The 26,842-nt window shown below is 68.0% G+C and carries 22 protein-coding genes; 10 read left to right on the forward strand and 12 right to left on the reverse strand.

What is annotated here, in order from left to right:
• Positions 1 to 60: 60 nt before the first annotated feature.
• Positions 61 to 777 carry an SPFH domain-containing protein gene (locus WBP48_RS06735; RefSeq protein WP_424437962.1) on the forward strand — a complete coding sequence of 239 codons (717 nt, stop codon included), beginning with the start codon at positions 61 to 63 and terminating at the stop codon, positions 775 to 777.
• Positions 778 to 996: 219 nt separating this feature from the next.
• Here the strand turns inward: WBP48_RS06735 and dxs are convergent, their stop codons facing one another.
• From dxs to dut, 5 genes are all read right to left on the reverse strand, one after another.
• The gene (gene dxs, locus WBP48_RS06740) at positions 997 to 2,982 is read right to left on the reverse strand and encodes a 1-deoxy-D-xylulose-5-phosphate synthase (protein ID WP_424437965.1); all 1,986 of its coding nucleotides are present in this window, start codon (positions 2,980 to 2,982) and stop codon (positions 997 to 999) included.
• Between the two features lie 142 nt (positions 2,983 to 3,124).
• A complete protein-coding gene (locus WBP48_RS06745) occupies positions 3,125 to 5,962 on the reverse strand; it encodes an aconitate hydratase (RefSeq protein WP_424437968.1) in 2,838 nt (945 codons plus the stop codon).
• 177 nt (positions 5,963 to 6,139) lie between these two features.
• Complete coding sequence (locus WBP48_RS06750) at positions 6,140 to 6,910, reverse strand: DUF3159 domain-containing protein (protein WP_424437971.1); 771 nt, start codon at positions 6,908 to 6,910, stop codon at positions 6,140 to 6,142.
• The gene (locus WBP48_RS06755; RefSeq protein WP_424437974.1) at positions 6,907 to 7,488 is read right to left on the reverse strand and encodes a DUF3710 domain-containing protein; all 582 of its coding nucleotides are present in this window, start codon (positions 7,486 to 7,488) and stop codon (positions 6,907 to 6,909) included. Before WBP48_RS06755 ends, WBP48_RS06750 begins: the two co-directional genes overlap by 4 nt.
• A complete protein-coding gene (dut, locus tag WBP48_RS06760; protein ID WP_424437977.1) occupies positions 7,485 to 7,934 on the reverse strand; it encodes a dUTP diphosphatase in 450 nt (149 codons plus the stop codon). Before dut ends, WBP48_RS06755 begins: the two co-directional genes overlap by 4 nt.
• Before the next feature lie 12 nt (positions 7,935 to 7,946).
• On the opposite strand from dut, the gene WBP48_RS06765 reads away from it, so the two are divergent.
• Positions 7,947 to 8,444 carry a DUF3093 domain-containing protein gene (locus tag WBP48_RS06765; RefSeq protein WP_424437980.1) on the forward strand — a complete coding sequence of 166 codons (498 nt, stop codon included), beginning with the start codon at positions 7,947 to 7,949 and terminating at the stop codon, positions 8,442 to 8,444.
• A gap of 131 nt (positions 8,445 to 8,575) precedes the next feature.
• Here WBP48_RS06765 and WBP48_RS06770 read toward each other — a convergent pair whose 3' ends face one another.
• Positions 8,576 to 8,866 carry a DUF4193 domain-containing protein gene (locus tag WBP48_RS06770; protein ID WP_424437983.1) on the reverse strand — a complete coding sequence of 97 codons (291 nt, stop codon included), beginning with the start codon at positions 8,864 to 8,866 and terminating at the stop codon, positions 8,576 to 8,578.
• A 250-nt stretch (positions 8,867 to 9,116) separates the two neighbouring features.
• Here WBP48_RS06770 and sepH point away from each other — a divergent pair, with 250 nt between their 5' ends.
• A complete protein-coding gene (gene sepH / locus WBP48_RS06775; RefSeq protein WP_424437986.1) occupies positions 9,117 to 10,178 on the forward strand; it encodes a septation protein SepH in 1,062 nt (353 codons plus the stop codon).
• 9 nt (positions 10,179 to 10,187) lie between these two features.
• Here sepH and WBP48_RS06780 read toward each other — a convergent pair whose 3' ends face one another.
• Complete coding sequence (locus WBP48_RS06780) at positions 10,188 to 11,321, reverse strand: alkaline phosphatase family protein (RefSeq protein ID WP_424437989.1); 1,134 nt, start codon at positions 11,319 to 11,321, stop codon at positions 10,188 to 10,190.
• Between the two features lie 90 nt (positions 11,322 to 11,411).
• Here WBP48_RS06780 and WBP48_RS06785 point away from each other — a divergent pair, with 90 nt between their 5' ends.
• On the forward strand, positions 11,412 to 13,856 hold the full coding sequence (locus WBP48_RS06785; RefSeq protein ID WP_424437992.1) for a DNA gyrase/topoisomerase IV subunit A: 2,445 nt from the start codon (positions 11,412 to 11,414) through the stop codon (positions 13,854 to 13,856).
• A 9-nt stretch (positions 13,857 to 13,865) separates the two neighbouring features.
• Here the strand turns inward: WBP48_RS06785 and WBP48_RS06790 are convergent, their stop codons facing one another.
• Complete coding sequence (locus WBP48_RS06790; RefSeq protein ID WP_424437995.1) at positions 13,866 to 14,528, reverse strand: response regulator; 663 nt, start codon at positions 14,526 to 14,528, stop codon at positions 13,866 to 13,868.
• A 231-nt stretch (positions 14,529 to 14,759) separates the two neighbouring features.
• Between WBP48_RS06790 and WBP48_RS06795 the strand changes: the two genes are divergently transcribed.
• A complete protein-coding gene (locus WBP48_RS06795; RefSeq protein ID WP_424437997.1) occupies positions 14,760 to 15,929 on the forward strand; it encodes a sensor histidine kinase in 1,170 nt (389 codons plus the stop codon).
• A gap of 271 nt (positions 15,930 to 16,200) precedes the next feature.
• Here the strand turns inward: WBP48_RS06795 and WBP48_RS06800 are convergent, their stop codons facing one another.
• Positions 16,201 to 18,273 (reverse strand): DNA gyrase/topoisomerase IV subunit B, encoded by a 2,073-nt coding sequence (locus tag WBP48_RS06800; protein ID WP_424438000.1) that lies wholly within the window; start codon positions 18,271 to 18,273, stop codon positions 16,201 to 16,203.
• A gap of 192 nt (positions 18,274 to 18,465) precedes the next feature.
• Here WBP48_RS06800 and WBP48_RS06805 point away from each other — a divergent pair, with 192 nt between their 5' ends.
• Positions 18,466 to 18,681 (forward strand): DUF7455 domain-containing protein, encoded by a 216-nt coding sequence (locus tag WBP48_RS06805; RefSeq protein WP_424438003.1) that lies wholly within the window; start codon positions 18,466 to 18,468, stop codon positions 18,679 to 18,681.
• A gap of 66 nt (positions 18,682 to 18,747) precedes the next feature.
• Complete coding sequence (locus tag WBP48_RS06810; RefSeq protein WP_424438006.1) at positions 18,748 to 19,773, forward strand: sugar-transfer associated ATP-grasp domain-containing protein; 1,026 nt, start codon at positions 18,748 to 18,750, stop codon at positions 19,771 to 19,773.
• Between the two features lie 121 nt (positions 19,774 to 19,894).
• On the opposite strand, the gene WBP48_RS06815 is transcribed toward WBP48_RS06810, so the two are convergent.
• The 3 genes from WBP48_RS06815 to WBP48_RS06825 form a co-directional block, all read right to left on the reverse strand.
• A complete protein-coding gene (locus WBP48_RS06815) occupies positions 19,895 to 20,608 on the reverse strand; it encodes a coenzyme F420-0:L-glutamate ligase (protein WP_424438009.1) in 714 nt (237 codons plus the stop codon).
• Positions 20,605 to 22,002, reverse strand: coding sequence for an RNA polymerase sigma factor (locus tag WBP48_RS06820; protein WP_424438012.1), 1,398 nt, complete (start codon positions 22,000 to 22,002; stop codon positions 20,605 to 20,607). Before WBP48_RS06820 ends, WBP48_RS06815 begins: the two co-directional genes overlap by 4 nt.
• 211 nt (positions 22,003 to 22,213) lie before the next feature.
• Positions 22,214 to 23,137 (reverse strand): proteasome assembly chaperone family protein, encoded by a 924-nt coding sequence (locus WBP48_RS06825; protein ID WP_424438015.1) that lies wholly within the window; start codon positions 23,135 to 23,137, stop codon positions 22,214 to 22,216.
• 104 nt (positions 23,138 to 23,241) lie between these two features.
• Here WBP48_RS06825 and WBP48_RS06830 point away from each other — a divergent pair, with 104 nt between their 5' ends.
• From WBP48_RS06830 to WBP48_RS06840, 3 genes are all read left to right on the forward strand, one after another.
• Positions 23,242 to 24,717 carry a leucyl aminopeptidase gene (locus WBP48_RS06830; protein ID WP_424438018.1) on the forward strand — a complete coding sequence of 492 codons (1,476 nt, stop codon included), beginning with the start codon at positions 23,242 to 23,244 and terminating at the stop codon, positions 24,715 to 24,717.
• The gene (lpdA, locus tag WBP48_RS06835) at positions 24,714 to 26,093 is read left to right on the forward strand and encodes a dihydrolipoyl dehydrogenase (protein WP_424438021.1); all 1,380 of its coding nucleotides are present in this window, start codon (positions 24,714 to 24,716) and stop codon (positions 26,091 to 26,093) included. Before WBP48_RS06830 ends, lpdA begins: the two co-directional genes overlap by 4 nt.
• 85 nt (positions 26,094 to 26,178) lie before the next feature.
• A partial coding sequence (locus WBP48_RS06840) for a biotin/lipoyl-containing protein (RefSeq protein ID WP_424438024.1) occupies positions 26,179 to 26,842 on the forward strand: 664 nt, incomplete at its 3' end.

Below are 26,842 nucleotides of genomic sequence, written 5' to 3' on the forward strand. Positions count from 1 at the left end.
TGAACTCTTGATCGCGCGGCGTGGATCTGTCCCGGAGCGGGCGACGGCACGCGGCATCCTATGAGTGTGATCGAGACCATCACCTCGCTGTTCGGCACGAGCAACATGAACGCGCTCATCAAGACCGGCGGCGCGGTGCTGACCGTTCTGCTGGTCGTCCCGGCCCTGTTCAAGCTGCTGCTGGTGACCATCGACGAGGGGGAGGCCGCCATCCGTACCCGCAACGGGCGCCCCCTCGTGCGCCGACACTCCCGACGCGGGCACCGTGCGGGAGATGTCGTGGTGCTCGGGCCAGGCACCCACGCCGTCTTCCCGGTGCTGGCGTGGTACCGGCGCGTGGACACGCGCGTACGATCGACCGATCTGCCCGCGCGGCAACTCACCGGCGCTGCCGGTCGGCAGCACCTCGTGCACGCGTCCTTCGACTGGCGGCCCGTGGTCACGGGTGCCGACCTTCGGGTGTTCGAGCTCGAGGTCGTGCACGTCACCGAGCGCACCGGCAACATCGTCGGTGCGGCGCTGCGCGACCTCGTGCGCAGTGACCCGCGCGTCGACCTGCCGCTGAACGCGGACCTGTCTGCCGCGGTGCTCACCGCGTGCGCCGAGAACGTCCGGGCCGCCTGCGGCATCGAATTGCTCTCGGTCGTCATCACCGGCGACGCGCTGACCGACGGATATCTGCTCTCGGAGGCGATCGCCGGTACCGACACCGGCACACGGCCGGAGGCCATCCCGCATTCCTGGGCGGGCGCTGTCGCGGCATTGCAGAGCGCGTAGCGCCGGATCGGGGTCGGCTTCTCAGCGGCGCTGCCGCGCCGTGGGGGCGAGAACACCTGTCCAGGGAGGCGAGACTCGGGGGTCAGCTTTTCAGTGGCGCTGCCGCGCCGTGGGGCGGGAAAGTCTGGGTCATGTCACGAGACTCTCGCATCAGCTCTTCAGTGGCGCTGCCGCGCCGTGGGGCGAGAAAGTCTGCGTCGGGGATGCGAGACTTTCGGGTCAGAGCCCCTGGTGCTCGCTGCGGGGCTCGGGGCGAGGCTGCTCTTGCTCATGATCGGCGACGGTCCAGATCGCGCCGGTGTCACTGGTGGGACGGGCGACGGGGATGCGCGTACCGAGCACCTGCGCCACGACGTCCTGTGCGATCTTGGTGGCCGAGAGGCCGGCATCCTCGAAGATCTGCTCCCGTGTCGCATGGCCGATGAACTCGTCGGGCAGCCCCAACTCGTCGACGGGGGTGTCGACGCCGGCCTCGCGCAGCACTTGACGCACGCGCGTCCCGATCCCGCCGACGCGGATCCCGTCCTCGATCGTGATGACGAGGCGATGGGATGCCGCGAGTGTCACGATGGACGGCTGCACCGGCACGACCCAGCGCGGATCGACGACCGTCGCGCCAATGCCCTGCGCGCGCAGTCGCTCGGCGACGTCGACCGCCAACTGGCTCATGGATCCGATGCCCACAAGCAGCACGTCCTGCTCGCCATGACGCCACAGCACGTCTGTGCCGTCGGTCAGCCGCTCGACGGCGGGCTGTTCCGCAGCGGCGGCGCCCTTGGGGAACCGGACGACGGTGGGCGCATCCCCGACGGCGATCGCCTCGTCGAACTCTTCGCGCAGGCGCGTGGCGTCGCGGGGGACGGCGATGCGGATGCCGGGGACCAACTGCAGCATCGCGAGGTCCCACACGCCGTGATGACTCGGCCCGTCGGGTCCCGTGATACCGGAGCGATCGAGCACGAACGTCACCCCGGCGCGGTGCAGCGCGACATCGATCAGCACCTGGTCGAAGGCGCGGTTCATGAACGTCGCGTAGATCGCGACCACCGGGTGCAGTCCACCGAACGCGAGGCCGGCGGCGGAGGTGACGGCATGCTGCTCCGCGATGCCCACGTCATAGACGCGGTCGGGAAAGCGCTGCCCGAACGGCTGCAGCCCGGTCGGACGCAGCATTGCGGCGGTGATCGCGATGACGTCTTGCCGTCGCTCACCTGCCGCGACCAGCGCGTCCGCGAACACGTCGGTCCAGGCCACGGCGTCCGTCGCGCCGAGCGGTTCGCCGGTGGCGGGATCGATCCTGCCGACGGCGTGGAACTGGTCGGCGTCGTCGTTGCGGGCGGGCTCGTAGCCGCGTCCCTTCTCGGTGATGACGTGCACGATGACCGGCGCGCCGTAGGCCTTCGCGAGGCGCAGCGTCTCCTCGAGGGCGTCCAGATCGTGGCCGTCGATCGGCCCGAGGTACTTGATATCCAGGTTCGAGTAGAGGGCGGCGTTATCCGTGAATCGTGACAGAAAGCCGTGCGTTCCGCCGCGGACGCCGCGATACACGGCGTGGCCGGCTGGCCCCAGCCTCCGGAAGAAGGAGGCTGACCCCTTACGCAGACTCTCGTACTGCTGCGTCGTGCGCACCCGGTTCAGGTACCGGGCCATGCCGCCGATCGTCGGAGCGTAGGAGCGGCCGTTGTCGTTGACGACGATGACGAGGTTGCGGTCGTTGTCGTCGGTGATGTTGTTGAGTGCTTCCCACGTCATGCCCCCGGTGAGCGCTCCGTCGCCGACGACTGCCACCACGTGCCTGTCCTTGCGACCCGTCAGCGACAGCGCACGCGAGATGCCGTCGGCCCAACTGAGCGAGCTCGATGCGTGCGACGACTCGACGACGTCGTGCTCGCTCTCCGACCGCTGCGGGTACCCGGCCAGGCCGCCGCGCGAACGCAGTCCACTGAAGTCCTGGCGCCCGGTCAGCAGCTTGTGCACATACGACTGGTGACCGGTGTCGAAGACGAACGGGTCGTGCGGCGAGTCGAACACGCGGTGCAGTGCGATCGTCAGTTCTACCACGCCGAGATTCGGCCCGAGGTGGCCGCCCGTGCGCGCCACGTTCTGCACTAGGAAGTCACGGATCTCCTGCGCGAGCTGCGTCAGCTGCGCCGCCGACAGGTCGTCGAGGTCGCGGGGACCCGTGACCTTCTCGAGCAGGCTCATCACACGAGTCTACGTCGCGGTCTCGCCCACGCGCGTCCGACGAGAGTGCGCCGGTTGTGCACGAGCGGACCGCCTGCGTACGTGCCACGACCGGTGCGCTCGGCGCGGACCGGCGCAGTGGGCGAAACGAACTGTCCGATGCTCACACGAGCGAGCGAAGCACGAACTGGAGGATGCCGCCGTTGCGGTAGTAGTCGGCCTCTCCAGGGGTGTCGATCCGAACCTTGGCGTCGAAGACGACGGTCTCCTTGCCCTCAGGCGAGAACTCGCTCGGGGCCGCGGTGACCTTGACGGTCTTCGGCGTGATGCCCTCGTTGAGCTGTTGCAGCCCCTCGATCGAGACGATCTCGGTGCCGTCGAGACCCAGCGACTTCCACGACTGGCCCTCCGGGAACTGCAGCGGCACGACTCCCATGCCGATGAGATTCGAGCGGTGGATGCGCTCGAAGCTCTCGGTGATGACGGCCCGCACGCCCAGCAGGGAAGTGCCCTTCGCAGCCCAGTCGCGCGAAGAACCGGAACCGTACTCCTTGCCGCCGAAGACGACCAACGGCGTCTGCTGGGCAGCGTAGTTCTGGCACGCGTCGAAGATGTACGACTGCGGACCGCCTGGCTGTGTGAAGTCGCGAGTGAATCCGCCCTCCACGATCTGGCCGCCGTTGACGGCCGAGACCAGCTCGTTCTTCAACCGGATGTTGGCGAAAGTGCCCCGGATCATCACCTCGTGGTTGCCGCGGCGTGAACCGTAGGAGTTGAAGTCCTTCTGCGCGACACCATGCTCGGTCAGGTACTGCGCGGCGGGGGTTCCGGCCTTGATGTTGCCGGCCGGCGAGATGTGGTCGGTCGTGACGGAGTCGCCGAGTGTCGCCATCACCCGCGCGCCGTGGATGTCGGCGACGGGCGTGAGGTCCATCGACATCCCTTCGAAATAGGGAGCTCTGCGGACGTAGGTGGAATCGGCATCCCACTCGAAGATCGGCCCCTCGGGCGTCGGCAGGCTCGTCCAGCGCTCATCACCGTCGAACACGGTGGCGTACTGCTTGATGAACTGGTCACGCGAGATCGACGAGTCGATGACCTCCTGCACCTCGTCGGGCGAGGGCCAGATGTCCTTGAGGAACACGTCGTTGCCGGCGGTGTCCTTGCCGAGCGGATCGGTGTCGAAGTCGAAGTGCATCGAACCCGCCAGAGCGTAGGCGACGACCAACGGCGGCGAGGCCAGGTAGTTCATCTTGACGTCGGGGCTGATGCGACCCTCGAAGTTGCGATTGCCCGAGAGGACGGCGGTCACCGCCAGATCGTTCTCGTTGATGGCGGTGGAGACCTCCTCGATGAGCGGTCCCGAGTTGCCGATGCAGATAGTGCAGCCGTAGCCGACGGTGTAGAAGCCGAGGCCCTCGAGGTCCTTGTCGAGCCCGGACTTCTCGTAGTAGTCGGTGACGACTTTGGAGCCCGGGCCGAGCGTGGTCTTCACCCACGGTTTCTGCTTCAGTCCCTTGTTGCGAGCCTTGCGCGCCAGCAGACCGGCCGCGATCATGACCGACGGATTCGACGTGTTCGTGCAGGACGTGATCGCTGCGAGCGTCACCGCGCCATTGTCGAGCAGATACGCCGACCCCTCCGGCGGAGTGACCTTGACAGGGTTGGATGCCGAGGCGGGCGCCCCACTGGAGATGTGCACCGGCCTGGTCGCGGGCTCTTCCTCCCCGGGGGCGCCGCCCGGGTCGGAGGCCGGGAAGGAGTGTTGGGACTCGAGGTCGACGATGTCGTTCGAGACGCTCGGCGCGGCGTAGTTCAGAATGTCCTTCTCGAACTGCTCCTTCGCCTTCGACAGCAGGATGCGGTCCTGCGGACGCTTGGGGCCTGCGATCGAGGGGACGACGGTCCCGAGATCCAACTCCATGTACTCGCTGAACACCGGCTCGTGCGCGGCATCGTGCCAGAGCTTCTGCTCCTTGGCGTAGGCCTCCACGAGGGCGACCGTCTGCTCGTCGCGTCCCGTCAGACGCAGGTATTCCAGCGTGACGTCGTCGATCGGGAAGATCGCGGCGGTCGAGCCGAACTCCGGGCTCATGTTGCCGATCGTGGCACGGTTGGCCAGCGGCACCGACGCGACGCCCGCGCCATAGAACTCGACGAACTTTCCGACCACACCGTGCCCCCGAAGCATGTCGGTGATCGTGAGGACGACGTCGGTCGCGGTGACGCCCGCCGGGATGTCGCCGGTGAGCTTGAAGCCGACGACGCGCGGGATGAGCATCGACACGGGCTGACCGAGCATGGCCGCCTCGGCCTCGATGCCGCCGACGCCCCACCCGAGCACGCCGAGCCCGTTGACCATGGTGGTGTGCGAGTCGGTTCCGACGCAGGTGTCGGGGTAAGCCCGCAGCACGCCATCGCGCCCGACCCGGTCGTAGATCACTTTTGCGAGGTGCTCGATGTTCACCTGGTGGACGATGCCGGTCCCCGGCGGGACGACCTTGAAGTCGTCGAAGGCGGTCTGGCCCCAGCGCAGGAACTGGTACCGCTCGCCGTTGCGTTCGTACTCGATCTCGACGTTGCGCTCGAGGGCGTTCTCGGTGCCGAACAGATCGGCGATGACGGAGTGGTCGATGACCATCTCGGCCGGTGAGAGCGGGTTGATCTTGCTCGGGTCGCCACCGAGAGCGGTGACCGCCTCGCGCATCGTCGCGAGGTCGACGATGCAGGGGACCCCGGTGAAGTCCTGCATGACGACGCGGGCGGGGGTGAACTGGATCTCGGTGTCGGGATCGGCATCCGGATCCCATGTCCCGAGCGCTTCGATCTGCGCCTTCGTGACGTTCGCACCGTCCTCGGTGCGCAGCAGATTCTCCAGAAGCACCTTGAGGCTGAATGGGAGCTTCTCGTAGCCGGCGACGGTGTCGATGCGGTAGATCTCGTAGTCGGTGCCACCGACCGTCAGGGTGCTCTTGGCTCCGAAGCTGTCAACAGTGGACATGCTGTGCTCTCCTTCGTCCTGGGTCGCAGGCGCCTTCGTCGGCGTGCGCTTCGCACCGCACGGGGTGTGGCGCGCTCTTCCATCTTCCCCGCGGGCGCGGCCTCCGGCTAGTGAGGTAGCCCTTACTCGCGCGTCGCCGTGCCGGGAAGAATTTATCTTGATGTCAAGATAAATCTATCATGCCTGCGAAGGGGAATCCGGCCGTGGATATACGGCGCGCACCGCCAGCCAGGTCACGGCGATCAGCGGCGCGAACAGCGGAAGTCCCATGATGAGCTTGAGCGTTCCCAGCGTCGTGACGTCGCCAGCGAGGTAGAACGGCAGTTGCACGGTGAGCCGCGCGAAGAACAATGCGGCCCACGCGATGGCGAGCCAGAAGAACACCCGCCGCTTGCGCGCATCAGCGCGCCACGCTGTGCCTTCGTTCATGAGGAAGCCGACCGCGAGTCCGATGATCGACCACCCCACGAGTGCGGATACGAGGAACGCCGTCCCGTAAGCGGCGTTCGTGACGAGCCCTGGAACGAAGTTGTCCTGACCCCGACCCGTCCACAGCGCCAACGCGGCTGCGGCAGCTGTGGCGAGAAGTCCGCCGAGTGCCGCGCTCGCTGTCGAACGCTGGATGAGGCGGACCACGGTGAGCATGGCGGCGAGCCCGACGGAGACGACGAGCGAGAGCACGAGGTCTTGCGTGAACGTGAACAGGAGGACGAACGCGAGCCCCGGGATCACGCTCTCCAGCAGGCCGCGCCAACCACCCATCGCTCCCCACACGACGTGACCGGTGTGTGCCTGGGTGCTCGGGTCCAGGCCCGCCTTGCGAGCAGCGTCCCCCAGGGCTTGACCGAGGATCTCCGACGCCGATGCCGGCGGCGGCACGACGGGATCGGTGCGGTCGCCGTCGCCCGACAGACGGGAGCCGGGCTGTTCGTCGTCGGGCGTGCTCATGCGGTGCCCGGTGCGGCGGGCATCTTCAGCGGGATGAGATCGCGGGGGGGCATGGGGCTTCCGCCGCGCACCACGACGATCGAGCGGAACAGGTCTTCGACCTTTCCGGCCGCCTCGATGTCGCCCGTGGCCGCTCCCCCGATGACACCGCGCAAGAACCAGCGAGGGCCGTCGACGCCGACGAAACGGGCCACACGCTTGCCCGTGGCGGCATCAGCACCCGCGACCGGGACTTCGGCGAGCAACTCGGGACCCAGCGGTCCCTCCCGTTCCTCCACGCGACCACCCTGCTGCCGGATCTGCTGTCGGATCTGGTCGCGCGTCTCGTCCCACAGCCCGGTGGAGCGCGGTGCCGCGAACGGCTGGACCTGCAACGTCGAGTCCGCGTAGTCGAGGCCGACGGCGACGATGCGTTTGGACTGCTCCTCGACCTCCAGGCGCAGGTTGAGTCCCTCGCGGGGCAACACCTTGATGCCGCCGAGGTCGATGTAGGGGCGGACGGGGTTCGCCTCCGACTCGTCGAATGGACCGGTGGATGCCCGGCCGCCATCGGCGGCGGTTCCGTTGACGTCGCTCACGAAGAGACTCCTGTCTGATAGCCCGTCGACCCGAAACCGCGCTCGCCGCGCGAAGACTGCGGGAGCTCCTCGACGGGGGTGAAGCGTACCCGCGGCACCGGCATGACGATCACCTGGGCGATGCGGTCACCGACCGAGACGTCGTACGAGGCGTGGAGGTCGGTGTTCAGCAGCGACACCCGGATCTCGCCGCGGTAACCGGCATCGACGGTGCCAGGGGCGTTGACGATCGTGATGCCGTGCCGCGCCGCAAGACCGCTGCGCGGGACGACGAATGCCACGAAGCCCTCAGGCAATGCGATCCGCACGCCCGTTCCGACGAGTGCGCGTTCGCCGGGCTCGAGGTGCACAGCCTCGGTGGCGACGAGATCCGCACCCGCGTCACCCGGGTGGGCGTAGGCGGGGACGTGCGACGCGATAATGGGAACGTCCACGGAATCGATCACTCCACGAGGGTAATGCACATCGCCACCGCTGCCGCCTCTCCCACCGATGTCCACTATCGCGAGCGGCTGAGCCCTTCGCTGTGGGTGTTGCTCAGCGCCGCGGTCGTCGCGCCGATGGTGGCTCTCGTGTTCGTGCCGCTGGACGCGACGGTCGCGCTCGTCGTCGGCATCCTCGTCGCCGCGTCCCTCATGACCGTGCTCTTGTTCGCTTCCCCGCTCGTGATCGTGTCGGGGGGCGAACTACGCGTCGGGCGGGCGCATATCCCGGTGTCGCAACTGGGGGCGCCCGTCGGTCTTGTCGGGGCGGAGGCGCGTTCTGCGCGGGGTCCGGCGCTGCCGCGGAGCGCGTGGCATCTCCTCCGCGGCGGGATCGACCCGGTCGTGCGCGTGCCCGTCACCGACCCGCGTGATCCCGTGACGGAGTGGGTCTTTTCCACGCGGACGCCCGACCGGGTGGTCGCAGCCATCGAACGAGCGCAACGCGCCGCGGAGAAGACCCGACACGACTGACGCCGGCCATCGGGCCGGCGTCACGAAGGAGACTCAGCGCATCAGCTTTCTCAGGGGCGCTGTCGCTTTTCAGGGGCGTCGCCGCCCTGTGGGGGCGAGAAAGTCTGAGTCACGTCACGAGGACTCTCGCTTCAGGCGCACTCGATGCACACCGCCCCGGCGGAGGTCTCGTGGTCGATCTGCGTGCGGTGCTTGACCAGGAAGCACTCGATGCACGTGAACTCGTCCTCCTGCGGCGGAAGGACGACGACATCGAGCTCGAGGTCGGACAGGTCGGCGCCGGGCAGTTCGAACCCCGACGGATTGTCGGCGTCCTCCACGTCGACGGACGCGGACAACTTGTCGGGGACGCGCTCCTTCAGGGCCTCGATCGACTCGCTGTCGTCGTCGGTCTTGCGGGGGGCGTCGTAGTCGGTCGCCATGCTCTCAACTTCCAGGTTGTGCCAGTGCCGGCCCGCGGTCGAACGCGAGGCGCGTCCTGCGGGCGGCGATAGTTTGCACGACGGTTCCCCATTTCGCAAATGACCGCCGCGGTGAGCCCCGCTTCTGGCGGGTGCGACGCGTGAAACTGACGGCGCGCCCGGGATATTCCCGGATCGGCGGGGTCGGCCGTGCCAGCATGGGCCGGGAAGTCGAATGATGCCCACGCAGAGATCTGGAGGGGCGATTCTCATGGAGCAGCTCAAAGTCATCGGGATCGAAGAGCGCGTGCTCGTCCTCGCTACGGAGGCGGGCGATCGTTTCGCGCTCGCCGTCGACGAGACGTTGCGATCGCAACTGCGTCGCATCGAACGCGACGCCGAGCCCCGCGGTTCTCGGCCCAGTCCTCGCGAGATTCAGTCCCACATCCGCTCGGGGCTTTCCGCGGAAGAGGTCGCCGAACTACTCGGCGCGCGGCTGGAGGATGTGCAGCGTTTCGAGCACCCCGTGCTGGCCGAGCGCGAGCACGTCGTCGACCAGGCACTCGCCGTACCCGTGCTCGTCGCCGGGGAGATCGACGGCACCGCCCAGCCGACCTTCGGCGTCGCCGTGCGCGCCAAGCTCGCCGAGGCCGGCGCCGTCGGTGAACGCTGGACCAGCTGGAAGGAGGAGTCCGGCTGGGTCGTCAAGCTCGAGTTCACCGCGAACGACATCGACCACGACGCCCGTTGGGGCTTCGACCCTCGCCGTAGCAGCCTGGCGCCGCAGAACGCCGATGCCACCCAGCTCTCCCGCCAGGGATCGCTGCCCGAGGGCCTGATCCCCCGTTTGCGCGCACTGGACTCCTCGCCGCTGAAGGACTCCTCGCGGTTCGACTCCGGCGCTTTCGGGCCGCGTCGGCGTGACGGTGGCGGCGAGTCCGGGGCGCCCGAGATCGATATCGTTCGCCAGGAAGTGCGTACTCCCGTGGCTGCGGCGGTGGAAGATGCCGCGATCAAACGCGCACCGGATCAGACGGTGACCTCGGCCGAGACCGCCGATCTCCTCGAAGCGCTGCGGCGTCGACGCGGTCAGCGCGACGGAGTGCCCGCCGCGGCGACGCAGGAGCCACAGCATTCTCCCGTTGCGCTGTTCGATGCGCTCGAGCCCGGGTACGACGAAGCACCCGCCGACGCCGACGGCGGCGAGAGCTCCGACGGCGACGAGCACCTCGAGCCCACCGTCATGAACGAGGTGTCTCGCCGCAAGGGCCGCACCTCGATGCCGTCATGGGACGAGATCGTCTTCGGAGCGCGGACCGAGGATGGTTCCTGACGGCGGTGTTCAACCGGCGGAGGCGCCCAGCCGGATGAGCGGCACGATCCGCTCCTGATCGGCGAGCGAACCGTGCTGTCCAATCATGCGTTGCGCCTTCTTGTCCGCGAGCCGGTCGTCGTAGTAGGCGACGATCGCACGCGCCGCCACGAGCACGTCTCCGATGCGCGGAACGACTTCGGCATCCACCGTCGCACCGTACAGCCCGGCGGCGATCGCCTCGGTGCGCGTGAGCACCCAGGATCGACCGCCCTCGGCGGCACGCCAACGTGCCGCCACATCCTCGGTCGCGCCGCGGCTCACATACAGCTGCAGCAGCCGCGGCTCCCCCGCGACGATCTCGACGTCTCCCAAGAGCGCGTCCCCTTCCCGCAGCAGCACGTGGCGGTGAGCCGGGACGTCGACCATGCCGTGATCGGCCGTGACGACGGCGCCGGTCCGTGCGTCAAGGCGCCCCCCGAACTCGGCGATGGCGGCATCCACGATCTCGAGGCCCGCTACCCACTGCGCCGACTCCCAGCCGTGCGCATGGCCGATCTTGTCGAGTTCGGGGAGGTAGACGTAGATCAGCGCGCCGGCGTGGGCGGCGGCGAGGTCCGCAGCGGCGAGCAGCCGTTCACGAGGGGTGGCCGCACTCACGAACTCCGCGCCGCGCTGGAGCGCGCGGGTGAACCCCGTAGTCGCGTAGGCCGCTTCGGACACCACGAAGCAGCGTCGGCCGCCCGCAGCCTCCCGTTCCAGAAGTGGCTGCGCACGCTGCCAGGTGAGCGGATCCAATCCATCGGTCTCCCAACCCTTCAGCTGGTTCGGGGCACGCAGCGTGCCGGGGATGCGGGCGCGGTAACCGACGATGCCGTGGACTCCGGCATCGGTGCCGGTCAGGAGGCTCGTCAGCGCCGTCGCCGTCGTCGTGGGGAACACGGTGCGGGCGGCATCCCTCTTTCCCATCCTCGAGGTCAGGAATCGCGCGTGACCAGCACGCGCGGTCAGGTTGCCCCGGCCGAGACCGTCCACGAGCACCAGTACCGCCGAGCGCGCCGACGCGAACCAGTCGGACGCGCCATCGAGCGAGGCGACCAGTTGCGGCACGACGTCGGTGAGGCTCCGGGCCGACGGCGGGTCCGCGGGTAGGCTGAGGGACATCGGGGCCAGTCTCGCACACGGCGGACGAGGCCCATCCTTCTTTTCGTCGCCGTCCCGACTCCGCCCGACCACAGGGAGCCTCGCAGATTCATGGCAGCTTCGCGCAGCGCGTCCATCCCGGAGGATCATGGACGCATCGAGGACGTCGACGTCTCGGCGGAGATGCAGGATTCGTATCTCGAGTACGCGTACTCGGTCATCTACTCACGTGCGCTCCCTGACGCCCGGGACGGTCTCAAGCCCGTCCAGCGGCGGATCCTGTACCAGATGGCGGATATGGGGCTGCGTCCCGACCGCGGCCATGTCAAGAGTGCCCGCGTCGTCGGCGAGGTCATGGGAAAGCTGCATCCCCACGGTGATTCGGCGATCTACGACGCCCTCGTGCGTCTCGCGCAGCCATGGGCGCTGCGCGTGCCGCTCGTCGACGGCCACGGCAACTTCGGTTCGCTCGATGACGGACCGGCCGCCGCTCGGTACACCGAGGCGCGCCTCGCACCGGCAGCGCTGGCGCTGACCGAGAACCTGGACGAGGACGTCGTCGACTTCATCCCCAACTACGACGGCCAGTTCCAGCAGCCCGCCGTCCTGGCGGCGGCCTTCCCGAATCTGCTCGTCAACGGGGCCTCCGGCATCGCGGTCGGTATGGCGACCAACATGCCGCCTCACAACCTCATCGAGATCGTCGCCGCGGCCGTGCATCTCCTCGAGAGCCCCGACGCCACGACGGCGGAGCTCATGGAGTTCGTCCCGGGACCCGACCTGCCCGGCGGTGGAATCATCGTCGGACTCGACGGCATCACGGAGGCCTACCAGACCGGTAGAGGCTCCTTCCGTACCCGCGCGAAGGCATCGATCGAGTCGCTCGGGCCTCGCCGGACCGGCATCGTCGTCACGGAACTGCCCTATATGGTCGGGGTGGAGCGGGTGATCGAGAAGATCAAGGACGCCGTCGGCGCGAAGAGGCTCACCGGGATCGCAGATGTCAACGACCTGACGGACCGCAATCACGGCCTGCGCCTCGTGATCGGAATCAAGACGGGCTTCGATCCGAACGCGGTGCTCGAGCAGCTGTACCGGCTGACCCCCCTTGAGGAGTCGTTCGGCATCAACAACAACGCGCTTGTGGACGGGCAGCCGCAGACCCTCGGCCTGAAGCCACTGCTGCGCGTTTACCTCGATCACCGCATCCAGGTCGTCACGCGACGCAGCCGCTACCGGCTCGCCCGAAAGCAGGAGCGTCTCCACCTCGTGGAGGGTCTGCTCATCGCGATCCTCGACATCGACGAGGTCATCCAGGTGATCCGCGGCTCCGACGACACGGAGCAGGCGCGCAGCAAGCTCATGAGCGTCTTCGACCTCTCCGAGCCGCAGGCGGAGTACATCCTCGAGCTTCGGCTGCGCCGCCTCACCCGCTTCTCGCGTATCGAGCTCGAAAGCGAGCGCGACACGCTCCGTGCCGAGATCGCACAGCTCGAGGAACTGCTCGCCAGCGATGCGCTCCTGCGTCGGCAGGTGGCCAGAGAACTGGATGCCGCGGCCGAGACCTTCGGTACACCGCGCCGCACGCTGCTGCTCAATGGCGGCCCGGTGGCGCCGCGTTCGCGCAGCGCCGCGCCTACCGATCTGGAGATCGCCGACGAGCCATGCCGAGTCTTCCTCTCCGCGACGGGGCGAATGGTGAGGTCCGAGGTCACCGCCGAGGGAGGAGTCGTCGTGCCGTCCCGCCGGGCGAAGCACGACGGCATCCGCGTCGCCGTTGACGCCACCACGCGCGGCGATCTCGGTGCGATCACCACCGCGGGGCGGCTCGTGCGCTTCTCACCGGTGGATCTTCCCTCGGTTCCGGCAAATGCCGTGCAACTGGCGGCCGGCACCCGCGCCGACCAGTACCTCGGTCTGCCCGGCGGCGAGCACGTCGTCGCGATCGTGCCGCTCGGAGACGTGCTCATCGCCCTCGGCACCGCGCAGGGCGTCGTCAAGCGAGTCGCCACGTCGGAACTCGTCGCCGGCAAGCACGACGTCGAGATCATCGCGCTCAAGCCCGGTGATCACGTCGTGGGCGCGGCCCTTGCGCCGGACGGCGCCGAACTCGTCTTCATCGCCAGCGACGCGCAGTTGCTGCGCTTCGACGCGGCGGCCGTGCGCCCGCAGGGCCGTGCCGCGGGTGGAATGGCCGGGATCCGACTCTCCGACGGCGCGGAGACCATCTCCTTCGACGCGGTGTCCGCTCCGACCGGCGTGGTCGTCGTGACGATCGCGGGCTCGTCGCAGGCGATCGTGGGAACGGATGCGGGCAGCGGCAAAGTCACCCCGCTCGAAGAGTTCCCCGCCAAGGGGCGCGCGACCGGCGGGGTGCGCGCGCACCGCTTCTTGAAGGGCGAGAACACGCTCACCCTCGCATGGGTGGGTGTCGAGCCGCGGGCGCTCGGTGCCGATGGAGCCGTACGTCAGCTGCCGTCCACCGGCGCGAAGCGAGATGCATCGGGACAGCCGCTTGATGCCGTCGTGGCCGCTGTGGGCACGGTCATCTCCTGATAGGGGTGGTCACGAGAGCGAGACGAGCCCGAGTTGCGTCGCTCGGATGAGCACCTGCACGCGGTCGCGGACTCTCCACTTGGCGGTGATACGGCCGAGATGCGATTTCACGGTGGCCTCGGAGACGAACATGGCCGCCCCGATCTCGGCGTTGGACATGCCTTGGGCGAGTAGCGTGACCACCTCGAGCTCGCGATCGGTCAGTTCTTCCTCACGTGTGAGGCCCCGGGGCGATGCGGCCGCCGACTGCTGCACCGAGGCCACGAGCTCTTTGGCTACGCGCGGCGACAGCACATAGCCGCCTTCGTGGGCGAGACGAGCGGCGTCGAGTATCCGGTCGGGCGACGTATCCTTCACGAGGAACCCCGAGGCGCCCGCGCTGAGCATCGGGACGATCACGCGCTCAGTCGAGAAAGTCGTGAGGGCGATGATCTTGATGCCGGGGAACTCCTGCGTGAGACGGCGCGTCGCTTCGATGCCGTCCATCTTCGGCATCTGGACGTCCATGAGCACGACATCGGGACGCTCGGCACGCGCCATCGACACGGCATCCGCACCGTTTTCCGCCTCGCCGACGAGCTCGAAACCGTCCGCCGACTCTAGGAAGACACGCAGCGCCGCGCGTACCAGCCACTCGTCGTCGACGATGACCACCCGGATCGCCTCAGCCACAACGACAGTTTACGGACGCCTGTTCGCTCGCCCGTCGTCGTCGAGATCGACAAAAGTCGCAAGCTCAATAGACGTTCGTCGGTCGTGCTTCGGGACCTCTGTTTGAAGAATCGATTCGAGACATTGCAGGAGGTGAATCGAATGTGGTATTGGCTCGGACAACAGCTCGGTATCTGGAAGTGATCGCTGACGCGTCGTCTTCCCAGCGACCGATCGCGGGATAATCGCGAGGTGACCACCGTCAGCGCGAGCGTGCGTGAGTACTTGCGCGCCCCCTTCTGGGCGTACCGCCCATTGAGCACGCTGGCTCGCCGCACCCTCATTGCGGTCGTCGCCGCCACGCTCATTCTGGATTCGCTGTTTCGCGCGACGAACGTCGATGCGACGAACGTCGCGTCGGCAGTGGCGACCACGAGTCTGACCCTCGCTGTGGCCGTATTCGCCTGGAGACCGCCGGTTGCGACCGTCGCGCTGATCTGCATGATCATCGCAGCAAGCATCGTAGGGGTCGCAACCAGTCTGCTGACGGCCGCGGCGATTCTCGGTCTCGTGGCTTTCACCTGTAGCGCTGCCCTGACCGCGGTCTACGCGTTCGCATGGTGCATCTGGCTGTTCGTCGCGATCACCAACCCCCAATCCGGTTTTCAGCCGCTCGGAGGGGTCGTCATAGCTCTGCTGAGCGTCTTGAGCCTGGTGATCGGCCTCACCATCAGACAGCAATTCGAGAGAGCGAAGACACTGGCTATGCAACTGGAAGCAACCGAGCGTGAAGTCGCCGAGCAACTGCGCCACGAGCGCGACCTCATCGCCGACGAGCTCCATGACATCGTGGCGCACGAGATCACGATCGTCGCACTCCACGCCGCCGTGCTGGAACGCACCGAGGACACGCAGACGCGCAGTCAGTCTCAGACCGCCATTCGCGACGCCGCCGTCCAGGCGCTCAGCGATATCCGCCGCGTGCTCGGGATGGTTCGTGGTGAGGAGAACCTCTGGCCCGAGCGCGTACCTTCGCCCGACAGTCTGGAAGGCGCGCTCACGACCGCCGTGCGGGAGTTGCGCGACGCGGGCATTGACGTCGAGGTGAATGTTCCCGACGAACTCCGGCTGCCGAACGCCCCGCTTCTCGCGCTGATCCGCGTCATCCGAGAAAGCGCGACCAACGTCCTCAAGCACGCGACGGGAGCACGCTCGGTGCAGATCGCGCTGTACGTTGAGCATGACTGGGTTCACCTGCGAATCTCCGATGACTCGCCACTGGCCCAGACAGCGGGCCTTCCGTCATCCGGCTATGGCATCGTCAGGCTGCGCGAGCGCTTCCGGGTCTTCGGGGGCACCTTCGAAGCGGGGCACCGGCCGGAGGGCTGGGTGGTGACCGCTGCCCTCCCGCTCAGCGACTGAGCAGCCCCGCGGCATAGACGAAAGTTGCAGACGATTCATCCGTTCGTCCACATGCGGGCCATCAGGCGCGCCCGTAAGCTGATGGCAGCCGAAGAACTGGTCCCCAGTCAGTTCTTCACTGAGCACAACGCATGACTCCCGTGATTTCGGGGACGAGGGGCAGCCCATCGGGCGCCATCGTCATCCGGGAGTGATGCGTTCGATGCCGCGGCGATGGCCCGAAACCGAATCCCCCCAGATCGGTTTCGGGCCCCGCGTCGTTCCCGGGCACTCAGGCGTCGATGGACTCGCGATCGAGGCGGTCGCTCGAGGTCACGATGAAGTCCCGCCGAGGGGCGACGTCGCTGCCCATCAGCAACTCGAAGACGCCGGACACCGCCTCGGCGTCCTGCACCCGCACGCGGCGCAGCAGTCGGCCCGCGCGATCCATCGTCGTCTCCGCCAGTTGGTCGGCATCCATCTCACCGAGACCCTTGTACCGCTGCACGGGCTCCTGCCAGCGTCGTCCCGCCTTCTGCAGCTTCGCGAGCAGGGTGTGCAGTTCCTGCTCGCTGTAGGTGTAGACGGTCTCATTGGGTTTGGAGCCTGGGTGGACGACGATGACGCGATGCAAGGGTGGCACGGCCGCGTATACTCGGCCGGCTTCGATGAGCGGACGCATGTACCTGAAGAAGAGCGTGAGCAACAGTGTGCGGATGTGCGCGCCGTCGACATCGGCGTCGCTCATCAGGATGATCTTGCCGTAGCGGGCGGCATCGAGGTCGAAGCTGCGGCCGGAGCCGGCACCGATCGTCTGGATGATCGCGGCGCACTCCGCGTTGCCGAGCATGTCGCTGATCGAGGCCTTCTGCACGTTGAGGATCTTGCCCCGGATCGGCAGTAGGGCCTGGAACTCGCTGTTGCGCGCGAGCTTGGCCGTGCCGAGCGCCGAGTCGCCCTCGACGATGAACAGTTCGGACTGCTCGACGTCGTTCGTGCGGCAGTCGGCGAGCTTGACCGGCAGCGATGACGACTCGAGGGCATTCTTGCGGCGCTGCGTCTCCTTGTGGGTCCGCGCCGAGATGCGCGCCTTCATCTCAGAGACGATTTTTTCCAGCAGTAGCGCCGTCTGCGACTTGTCGTCGCGCTTGGTCGAGGCGAAGCGGGCGCCCAACTCCTTCGCGAGGACGTTCGCGACGATCGTGCGCACGGCGGGTGTTCCGAGGATCTCCTTGGTCTGCCCCTCGAACTGCGGTTCGGGCAACCGTACGGTCAGGACGGCGGTAAGGCCCGCGAGCATGTCGTCCTTCTCGAGCTTTTCGCCCGTCCCGACCTTCAGCCGTCGGGCGTTCTGCTCGACCTGCGTTCGGATGACCTTCATGAGGCCCTGTTCGAACCCCGACTGGTGCGTCCCGCCCTTCGGCGTCGCGATGATGTTGACGAATGAGCGCGTGACGGTCTCGTAGCCCGTCCCCCATCGCAGCGCGATATCGACCTCGCACTCACGCTGGACCTCGGTGGGGACCATCGCGCCGCCCGGCTGCAGCACCGGGACGGTCTCGGTGAACGTTCCCGAACCGGCGAGACGCCAGGTGTCGGTGATGCCCGCGTCAGGGGCGAGGAAGTCGGCGAACTCCGAGATGCCGCCGTCGAAGCGATAGCGCGTCTCGACCCGCTCATCGCCGCGATCGTCTGTGATCGCGATCTCCAAGCCGGGAATGAGGAACGCGGTCTGGCGAGCGCGCTGTTCGAGCTCGTCGAGGTGGAACGCGGCATCCTTCGTGAATATCTGGCGGTCGGCCCAGTAACGGATGCGAGTGCCTGTGACGCCCTTGGGGGCCCTGCCCACCACCCGGAGCTGGGACGAGCGGTCGTAGGGCGTGAAGGGCGAGTCGGGGCGCGGTCCCGCGAACTCCCCCGGTTCGCCGCGACGAAACGACATCGCGTAGGTCTTCCCGCCGCGGTCGACCTCGACGTCGAGTCGCTCCGACAGCGCGTTGACGACGGAGGCCCCGACGCCGTGCAGGCCGCCGGATGCCGCATACGAGCCGCCGCCGAACTTTCCGCCGGCGTGGAGCTTCGTGAACACGACCTCGACGCCGGTCAGCCCCGTGCGCGGCTCGACATCGACCGGGATTCCGCGCGCACGATCGCGCACCTCGACGCTGCCATCGGGGTGCAGGAGGATCTCGATCCTCGTGCCGAACCCGGCGAGGGCCTCATCGACCGAATTGTCGATGATCTCCCACACACAGTGCATGAGTCCGCGCGAGTCGGTCGACCCGATGTACATCCCAGGACGCTTGCGGACGGCCTCGAGTCCTTCGAGCACCTGGAGGTGATGGGCGGAGTACTCGGCGGTCACAATCCTCAAGCGTATCCAGGCACGTCGACACCTCGTCGCTGACACACTCTAGTAAGGCCTCTTGACAGCTGCGAACGCCGGACACCGTACGCGTACAGCGAAATGTGACCGGATCGCGGCATTCGTGCGCCCGACCCGTGGTTGTATGTGAAGCACTCGCACCACAGCCGACGCATCGAGGAGGAACCCGAAATGAGCATGTCAACCACCGCAGAGCCCGTCCTCGAGCACCGCCTGACCGCGACCGATCGTTGCGATTCGTGTGGTGCGCAGGCCTACATCGCCGCCGAGGTCAACGGCAGCGAGTTGCTGTTCTGTGCTCACCACGGACGCAAGTACGAGGAGAAGCTGCGCGCCGTCGCCACGAGCTGGCACGACGAGACGGCCCGGCTCGCCGACGCGCGCTGACCCGGCCCTTCCGGGACGATCCTTCTAGACTGGGGACGTTTGTTCCATCGGTCCGGAAGGACGCCCATGACCACGAGCGGTCTCGCTCTTCACGACCGCCTCCGTTTCCTCTTGCAGCGGGCGCGCGGATTCGACCTCGGTTCGGTGACGGGGCGCGCCCGTAAGACAGCGCGGGTCCACGGCAAGAGTTACCCCCTCGTGCTTGCGGACATGCTCTGGTCCGCGGCGCGTCACCGCGTCGGCTTCAACGACTACATCGAGTTCGATTTCGCGATCCTCACGCGCAGTGAGCGCGCTACCTGGGTGACGAGCCCCCTCGCGCTGGAGTTGTCCAAGAAGTTCGACGACCCGGCATTCGTGCATCACTTCCACGACAAACTGGAGTTCAACCGCCTGTTCGACCGGTTCCTCGGACGGGAGTGGCTCGACGTCGAGAACACGGATGCCGAGGAGTTGCGCGAGTTCGCGCAGCGGCACCCGGTGCTCATCGGGAAGGAACCGGTCAGCAAGTCCGGTTTCGGGGTCAGCCGCTACGACACCACGGGCATCACGAACTGGGAAGCCTTCCGCGCCGAGTTGATCAGCCGCGGTCAGGTGCTCGTCGAGGAGCGGATCGTGCAGCATCCCGAGCTGGAGCGCATCGCCCCTGGCACCGCGAACACGACGCGCGTCACGACGTTCGTCAAAGACGACGGCACCGCGGAGATCATCAACATGGCCCAGAAGTTCGGCCGCGGCCAGGTCAGCGACCAGGGCGCGTTCGGCGGCTTCTACACGACGCTCCACGAGGACGGGCGCGCCATGGGCATGGGCTACGACATCCACGGCGAACTGTATGGGACGCACCCCGATACGGGCGTCCGCATCGCGGACTTCGTGCTGCCCGACGTGGATCGGGTGCGCGAGCTCATCACCGAGGTCGCCCTCGTCGTTCCCCAAGTGCGGTACGTGGGCTGGGACATCGTCGCGACGGCATCCGGTCCCGTGCTCGTCGAGGGCAACTGGGGGGCGGGCGTCTTCGAGAACAAGCCGACCGCCACCGGCATCCGTCACGGTCACCTGCCGCGGTACCGCGCCGCCATGGGCTGGTGACACGAGGCGGATCAATGCCGCGCAGCGGCGTTGATCCGTCTGCGTGTCAGGTTGAGTAGCCGCGCGCCTGTGCGCGGCGTATCGAAACCTTCGCAACGATACCGGCCGCGTCCACCGACGACTACGCGGCGCGGATGACGCCCAGCGGCGTCGACTGATGCCCCTGGCCGAGGGGGTTGTCGCGCAGGATACGCACCAGACGCTGCTCACCCGGTTTGTCGAGCGTCGAACCGAGGATGTTGCCGCCGATGTCATTGATGTCGACGACCGCGACATCGACAGTGACGCCGCTCTTTTCCGCCAGGAGCGTCCGCAGGCGCGCGGACACCTCCGCGGGCCGATCTGGTCCCAGCACGACGGCCTTGTTGTAGGGCGGAATCGTGCCGCTGGTAGGCCCGTCGATGGCCCGTGCCTTGTCGCCCGCGATGCGGTAGAAGTCTCCGCGCCGACCGAAGAGCTTCGTCACCGCGCTGACGACCGCGGCGAACAGAATGCGCGGGGTGCCGCACTCCCGGAGCGCCATCTCCATCGTCTCGGGCATGCCGAGCCCGATTCCGTACGACGTGCGCGTGACGTACTTCGACAGGAACCGGGCGAGCGCGCGCGGCTGGATCTCATCGAGCGTGAACGAGCGTCCCTGGGTGATCGCGACGATCTTCTCCGTTACGAACAGGACGTCGCCGTCACGGACGACCGGGGCGGCGTACTCGGCGATGAACGTGTCGAGGTCGTCACCGCGCAGGACGACGCGCGTGCGGATCGGGATCCGCGCGAACGCCGTCCCGTCGACGGTGACCGTGAGAGCCTTGCCGTCGTTCGGGACGTCGGCGCTCATTCGAGGTAGTCCCGCAGTGACTGCGAGCGCGATGGATGCCGCAGCTTCGCCATCGTCTTCGACTCGATCTGGCGGATGCGCTCGCGCGTCACGCCGAACGTGTCGCCGATCTGGTCGAGCGTCTTCGGCTGGCCGTCGCCCAGACCGAAGCGCATGCGGATGACGCCCGCCTCACGCTCGGAGAGCGAATCGAGGAGCGACTCGAGCTGACGCTGCAGCATCGTGAAACCCACGGCATCCGCCGGCACGACCGCCTCGGTGTCCTCGATGAGGTCGCCGAACTCGCTGTCGCCGTCTTCGCCGAGCGGCGTGTGCAGCGAGATCGGCTCGCGACCGTACTTCTGCACCTCGATGACCTTCTCGGGGGTCATGTCGAGTTCGCGACTGAGTTCCTCCGGTGTGGGCTCGCGGCCCAGGTCCTGGAGCATCTGCCGCTGCACGCGCGCCAGCTTGTTGATGACTTCGACCATGTGGACGGGGATGCGGATCGTGCGCGCCTGGTCGGCCATAGCGCGCGTGATGGCTTGGCGGATCCACCACGTCGCGTACGTGGAGAACTTGAATCCCTTCGTGTAGTCGAACTTCTCGACAGCGCGGATGAGGCCCAGGTTGCCCTCCTGGATGAGATCCAGGAACTGCATGCCACGACCCGTGTAGCGCTTGGCCAGCGAGACGACGAGGCGGAGGTTCGCGCCGAGCAGGTGGCTTTTCGCGCGCTGACCGTCACGGGCGACCCACTGGAGGTCGAGGCCCAGCTGGCCGGACTTCTCGGCCGCAGACATGTGCGACAGCTTCTCCTCGGCGAACAGGCCCGCCTCGATGCGCATCGCGAGCTCAACCTCTTCGGCCGCGTTCAGCAGCGGGACCTTGCCGATCTGCTTCAGGTAGTCCTTGACCGGGTCCGCAGTCGCTCCCGTGATCTGCGTCGAGTACACCGGGACGTCGTCTTCGTCGCTCGACGTGATCACGATCGCACCGGTGGGCAACGGCTCCGTGAACGCGGGCTTGGTGGTGCCCTCTTCGTCCTCTTCGTCGTCCTCCTGAGCGGAAGCGCCCTTCTTCGCGCCTTTGTCCGACGTCGTAGCCTCGTCCGCGTCGTCCGTGTCGGCATCGTCTGCCGTGACGACGTCGTCGGCAGTGTCGATATCGGCCTCATCGAGTTCGACGTCGTCGTCGATCTCCTCTTCGTCCTCGTGCGGGGCCACCGTCTTCGAGGCGGTCTTCGCCGCGGCCTTGGTCTTCGGCGTCGTCTTGGCGGACGAGGCGGCAGCGCGCGTGGACGCCTTCTTGGCCGCGGCCTTCGGCGTCTGCGCCACCGCCTGGTCCGCGGTGGTCTCCGCTGCTTCGGTCTCATCGACCTTGCGAGTGCGGGTGGTCTTCGTGCCTGAGGTCACGTCTTGCCTTTCACCGGCGGAGTAGCCGGGTTTTCGGACAGGAGTATGACCCTTGTCAAGCCCCCGGGTTTCTCATGGAGGAATCGCCCTGGTGCTGACAACGGGTCAGGCCTCCATTGTCGCATACATGATCGCCCCGGCCGTGCGCAAGAGCCGAATGCACCCGGGACATCGCTACATCATCAACACCCGCGCCGGCCGGGGCATTCCGTCAACGGAGCCCGCGTTTGTCGTCGTCGGGACGCCGGTCGGCGAGGAACCGTTCGAGCTCGGCGGCCAGTTCGTCGGCACTCGGCAGGTCGCCGGTGTGAATGATCGGCTGGCCGAGGCTCGACCCGGCCATATAGGCGTCGTACCGCTCCTCCAGAGTGTGCAGCATCGCCGTGAGCTCGGCGTTGCCTTCGACCTGATCGTCGACCTTCGCGAGGTACTCCCGGTTCTCCTCACGCACGGTGTCGGCGTCGAAGACGAGCCCTGTGGCCACTGACAGACTGTCGAGCCCTGCGAGTGCCGCCGCCGGGTAGTCCGTGTCGGCGAGGTAGTGCGGCACGAGCAGCACGAACCCCGAGACGGCCGCCCCACTCTCGGCGAAGCGGTGTTCGAGCAGATGGCCGACCGTCGCGGGCACCTGGGTGTGCGGCTGCCACACCGAGTGCGCCTTCGTCAGTTCACGGCGCGTGCCACTGACGGTGGTGCCGATGGGTCGCGTGTGCGGCACGGGCATCGGAATCGCGTGCACCCAGGTGACCGTCGCCACCTGAAGCCCCTCCGCCAGGCCGACGACGGTCTCGGTGAAGGCATCCCAGGCGAAGTCGGGCTCGAAGCCCGCGAGGAGCACGAACGGTTGACCCAGGGCGTCGTGGGCCAGCGAGAGCTCGAGGCGCGGCGGGCGGTAGTCGGCGAGGTGATCGGCATCGAACGTGATGATCGGTCGGCGCGCACGGTAGTCCAGCAGCACGTCTGCAGAGAAGGCCACGACGGGGGCGGGGGCGAGGTCGTCGCGGAACACCTCGATCATCTGCGAGACGGCGCCGCCGGCATCGGTGAACCCTGTCAGCACGACGACCATCGGCAGACCAGCCGGTACCGGCGGCGCCGATGCGACACGCTCATAGAGGGGACCGCTCAGGGGCATGAAACCACTGTACGAGGCTGCGGCCATGGCAGGACCGTGTCGCGCTGACAGCGAACAGGAGCGGTCGTCGGAAGCGGTGCGGGGGCCGTACCTAGGATGGACGCATGGCGTTCCCCGAGCTGTCGCACTCCACCGATCCGCTGCGCGAGGCCGAGGCCGACGCGTTGATCCTCGCACTTCCCCCGCTGGCCGATGCCGCCGACGCACTCGACGACTGGCCGGGTCTGCGGGCTTCGTTGGAGGCGGTGGGCTTTTCCGGGGCGGCCGGGGCGATTGTGCGCGCCTACGCGCCGGAGGCGACGACGAAGCCGCTGGTCGTCGTCGGAACCGGGTCGGCACCGGGTGCCGATGCGCTCCGCGACGCCGTCGGTTGCGCAGTGCGGACCACGACCGGCTTCGGGACGCTCGCGGTCGGCGCGCCGAAGATTGCGAACGACGCCGCCGGGGCGCAGTGGCGGGCGATCGCCGAGGGCGCTGTCATCGGCGGGTACCGCTTCGACGGCTACAAGTCGTCGCCGGCACCGACCCGGGCGTCTCGTGTCGTCCTGCATGCCGAAGCGGCCGGCGACGCGCTCACGCACGCCCGCGCGGTCGGGGCCGCGATGGCACTCGTCAAGGATCTCGTGAGCACCCCTGCCGAGTGGCTCGGCCCACAGGATGTCGCCGAGGCGGCACTCGAGGCAGCGACGGGACTGCCCATCGATGTGGCCGTGCTCGACGAGCGGGAGTTGGCCGATGGCGGCTTCGGGGGCATCCTCGGCGTGGGGCAGGGATCCGATCGCCCGCCCCGCCTGGTGCGCCTCGAGTACGCGCCGACCGGGGCCGACCGCCATATCGCCCTCGTCGGCAAGGGCATAACTTTCGACACCGGTGGCCTCTCCCTGAAGCCACCGACGAGCATGGTCGGGATGAAGTACGACATGTGCGGCGCTGCAACGGTGCTCGCCGTCGTGCAGGCGGTGGCGAAGCTCGCCCTTCCGGTACGCGTCACGGGCTGGATGTGCGTCGCCGACAACATGCCGTCCGGCCGCGCGATCCGTCCCGGCGACGTGCTGCGGATGCTGGGTGGCACGACCGTCGAGGTGCTCAACACCGATGCCGAGGGACGCCTCGTGCTCGCTGACGGACTGGTCGCAGCCAGCCGCACCCGACCCGATGTGATCCTCGACGTGGCCACTCTCACTGGGGCGATCTCCGTTGCGCTGGGCACCCGGCATACCGGTGTCATGGGTGAAGAGGATGCTGTGGCGCGCTACCTCGCCGCCGCCACCGCCGTCGGCGAAGCGGCATGGCCACTGCCGCTGCCCGAACACATGGAGGATGAGCTCGACTCCCCGATCGCCGATCTTCAGAACGCGAAGATCGGCGACCCGACGGGCGGAGCGCTCTTCGCCGGGCTGTTCCTGCGCCGGTTCGTCGGCAGGGTCTCCGACCAGCAGGACGCCCCCCGCATCCCCTGGGTGCACCTGGACATCGCCGGCAGCGGCACTACGAAGGTGGCCGCGGGCGCGACCGAAAAGGGGCCCACCGCCACGACGGTGCGATCGCTGCTCGCCTTCATCGAGGGGGAGACCCGATGACCGAGCATGGTGCCGACCTCGTCGTCCTGGGCGGAGGATCCGCCGGCTACGCCGCGGCACTGCGCGCCGCCGAACTCGGGCGATCGGTCGTCCTCGTCGAGAAGGATCGCCTGGGCGGCACGTGCCTCCACCGCGGCTGCATCCCGACGAAGGCGCTGCTGCACGCCGCCGAGGTCGCCGATCAGGTTCGCGGTGCCGCATCCGTCGGAATCACGGCATCGCTCGAGAGCATCGATGCCGAAGCCGTCGCAGCGTTTCGCGAAGGCATCGTCGCGAAGAAGCTCCGAGGGCTCGAAGGTCTGATCACGGCGCGCGGCATCACCGTCGTCACGGGTGTCGGTCGGCTCGTCGTCGATGCAGCCGGCCCGGCGGTCGCGGTCGGCGACGACCTCTACCGCGGTGCCGACGTCGTCCTCGCGACCGGTTCGTACACGCGCACCCTCCCGGGTCTCGACCTCGGCGGCCGGATCATCGCGAGCGAGCAGGCGCTCGCGCTGCGCGAGATCCCGGCATCCGCCATCGTGCTCGGCGGCGGCGTCATCGGCGTCGAGTTCGCCAGCGCTTGGCGCTCCCTCGGGACCGAGGTCACGATCGTCGAGGCCCTTGATCATCTGGTGCCGGCCGAGGATCTCTCCGTCAGCAAGTCCCTCGAGCGCGCATTCCGCAAGCGAGGGATCACGGCACGGCTGGCGAGCAGGTTCGCCTCGGTGACGCAGACGGACGGCGGCGTCACCGTCGCGCTGGAGGACGGCGCGGAGCTGTCGGCCGACTACTTGTTGGTCGCCGTTGGACGGGGCCCCGTCACGGCGGGCCTCGGATTGGAAGAGGCCGGGGTGGCGACCGACCGCGGTTTCATCGTCGTCGACGATCTGCTGCGCACGAGCGTGGCCCACGTCTGGGCAGCCGGCGACATCGTCCCCGGCCTCCAGCTCGCGCACCGCGGGTTCCAGCAGGGCATCTTCGTCGCGGAGCAGCTCGCGGGACTGAACCCGACCGCGGTGCCCGAACACACGATCCCGCGCATCACCTACTCTCATCCCGAGGTCGCCTCGGTCGGCGTGACCGAGGCCGCGGCGCGCGCGACGTATGGCGACACCGCGATCGCCTACGAGTACAACCTGGCCGGCAACGGCCGCAGCGAGATCCTCGGCACCGCGGGCATCGTCAAGGTCGTGCGACTCACCGACGGTCCCGTGCTCGGCGTGCACCTCGTCGGCGACCGCGTCGGCGAGCTCATCACCGAGGGACAGCTGGCCGTCGGGTGGGAGGCCCACCCGGAGGACATCGCCCCCTTCTTGCACGCCCATCCGACGCAGAGCGAGGCGCTGGGTGAGGCCTTCCTCGCCCTCGCGGGCAAGCCGCTGCACGCCATCTGAACGCCCGCACTCCCGTCTCCGCACCGGCGGTCGCGGGGGTCACTAAGCTAGACCAGACATCGGACTTTCTGAAGGAGACACAGTCATGAGCACATCCGTGGTCCTCCCCGCGCTCGGCGAGAGCGTGACCGAGGGAACGGTCACCCGCTGGCTGAAGAAGGTCGGTGACACGATCCAGGCCGATGAGGGCCTGCTCGAGATCTCGACCGACAAAGTGGACACGGAGATCCCCTCCCCCGTCAGCGGCGTCATCGAGGAGATCCTCGTGCAAGAGGACGAGACCGTGGAGGTCGGCGCAGTCCTCGCGAAGATCGGCGACGGTGCCGGTCAGCCCGCCGCCGACGACGCACCCGCCGCGACGCCCGCCGAGGCTCCCGCGGAGCCCGCTCCCGCTCCCGCTCCAGCTGCGGAGGCGCCCGCGGAGCCCGCTCCTGCCGCTTCGGCCCCCGCTGGAGACGCGAAGGATGTCGTCCTGCCCGAGCTCGGGGAGAGCGTCACCGAAGGGACCGTCACTCGCTGGCTCAAGCAGGTCGGCGACGACGTCGCCGTCGACGAGCCGTTGCTGGAGATCTCGACGGACAAGGTCGACACCGAGATTCCCTCACCCGTCGCGGGCACCCTGCAAGAGATCCTCGTCGCCGAGGACGAGACTGTAGCCGTGGGCGCGACCCTCGCACGGATCGGCGCCGGTGCGGCCCCCGCACCCGCCCCGGCTCCCACTCCGGCTGCTGCCCCGGCACCCGCTGCCC

This window comes from Microbacterium sp., from assembly GCF_049661145.1.
In the GTDB taxonomy this organism is placed as follows: domain Bacteria; phylum Actinomycetota; class Actinomycetes; order Actinomycetales; family Microbacteriaceae; genus Microbacterium.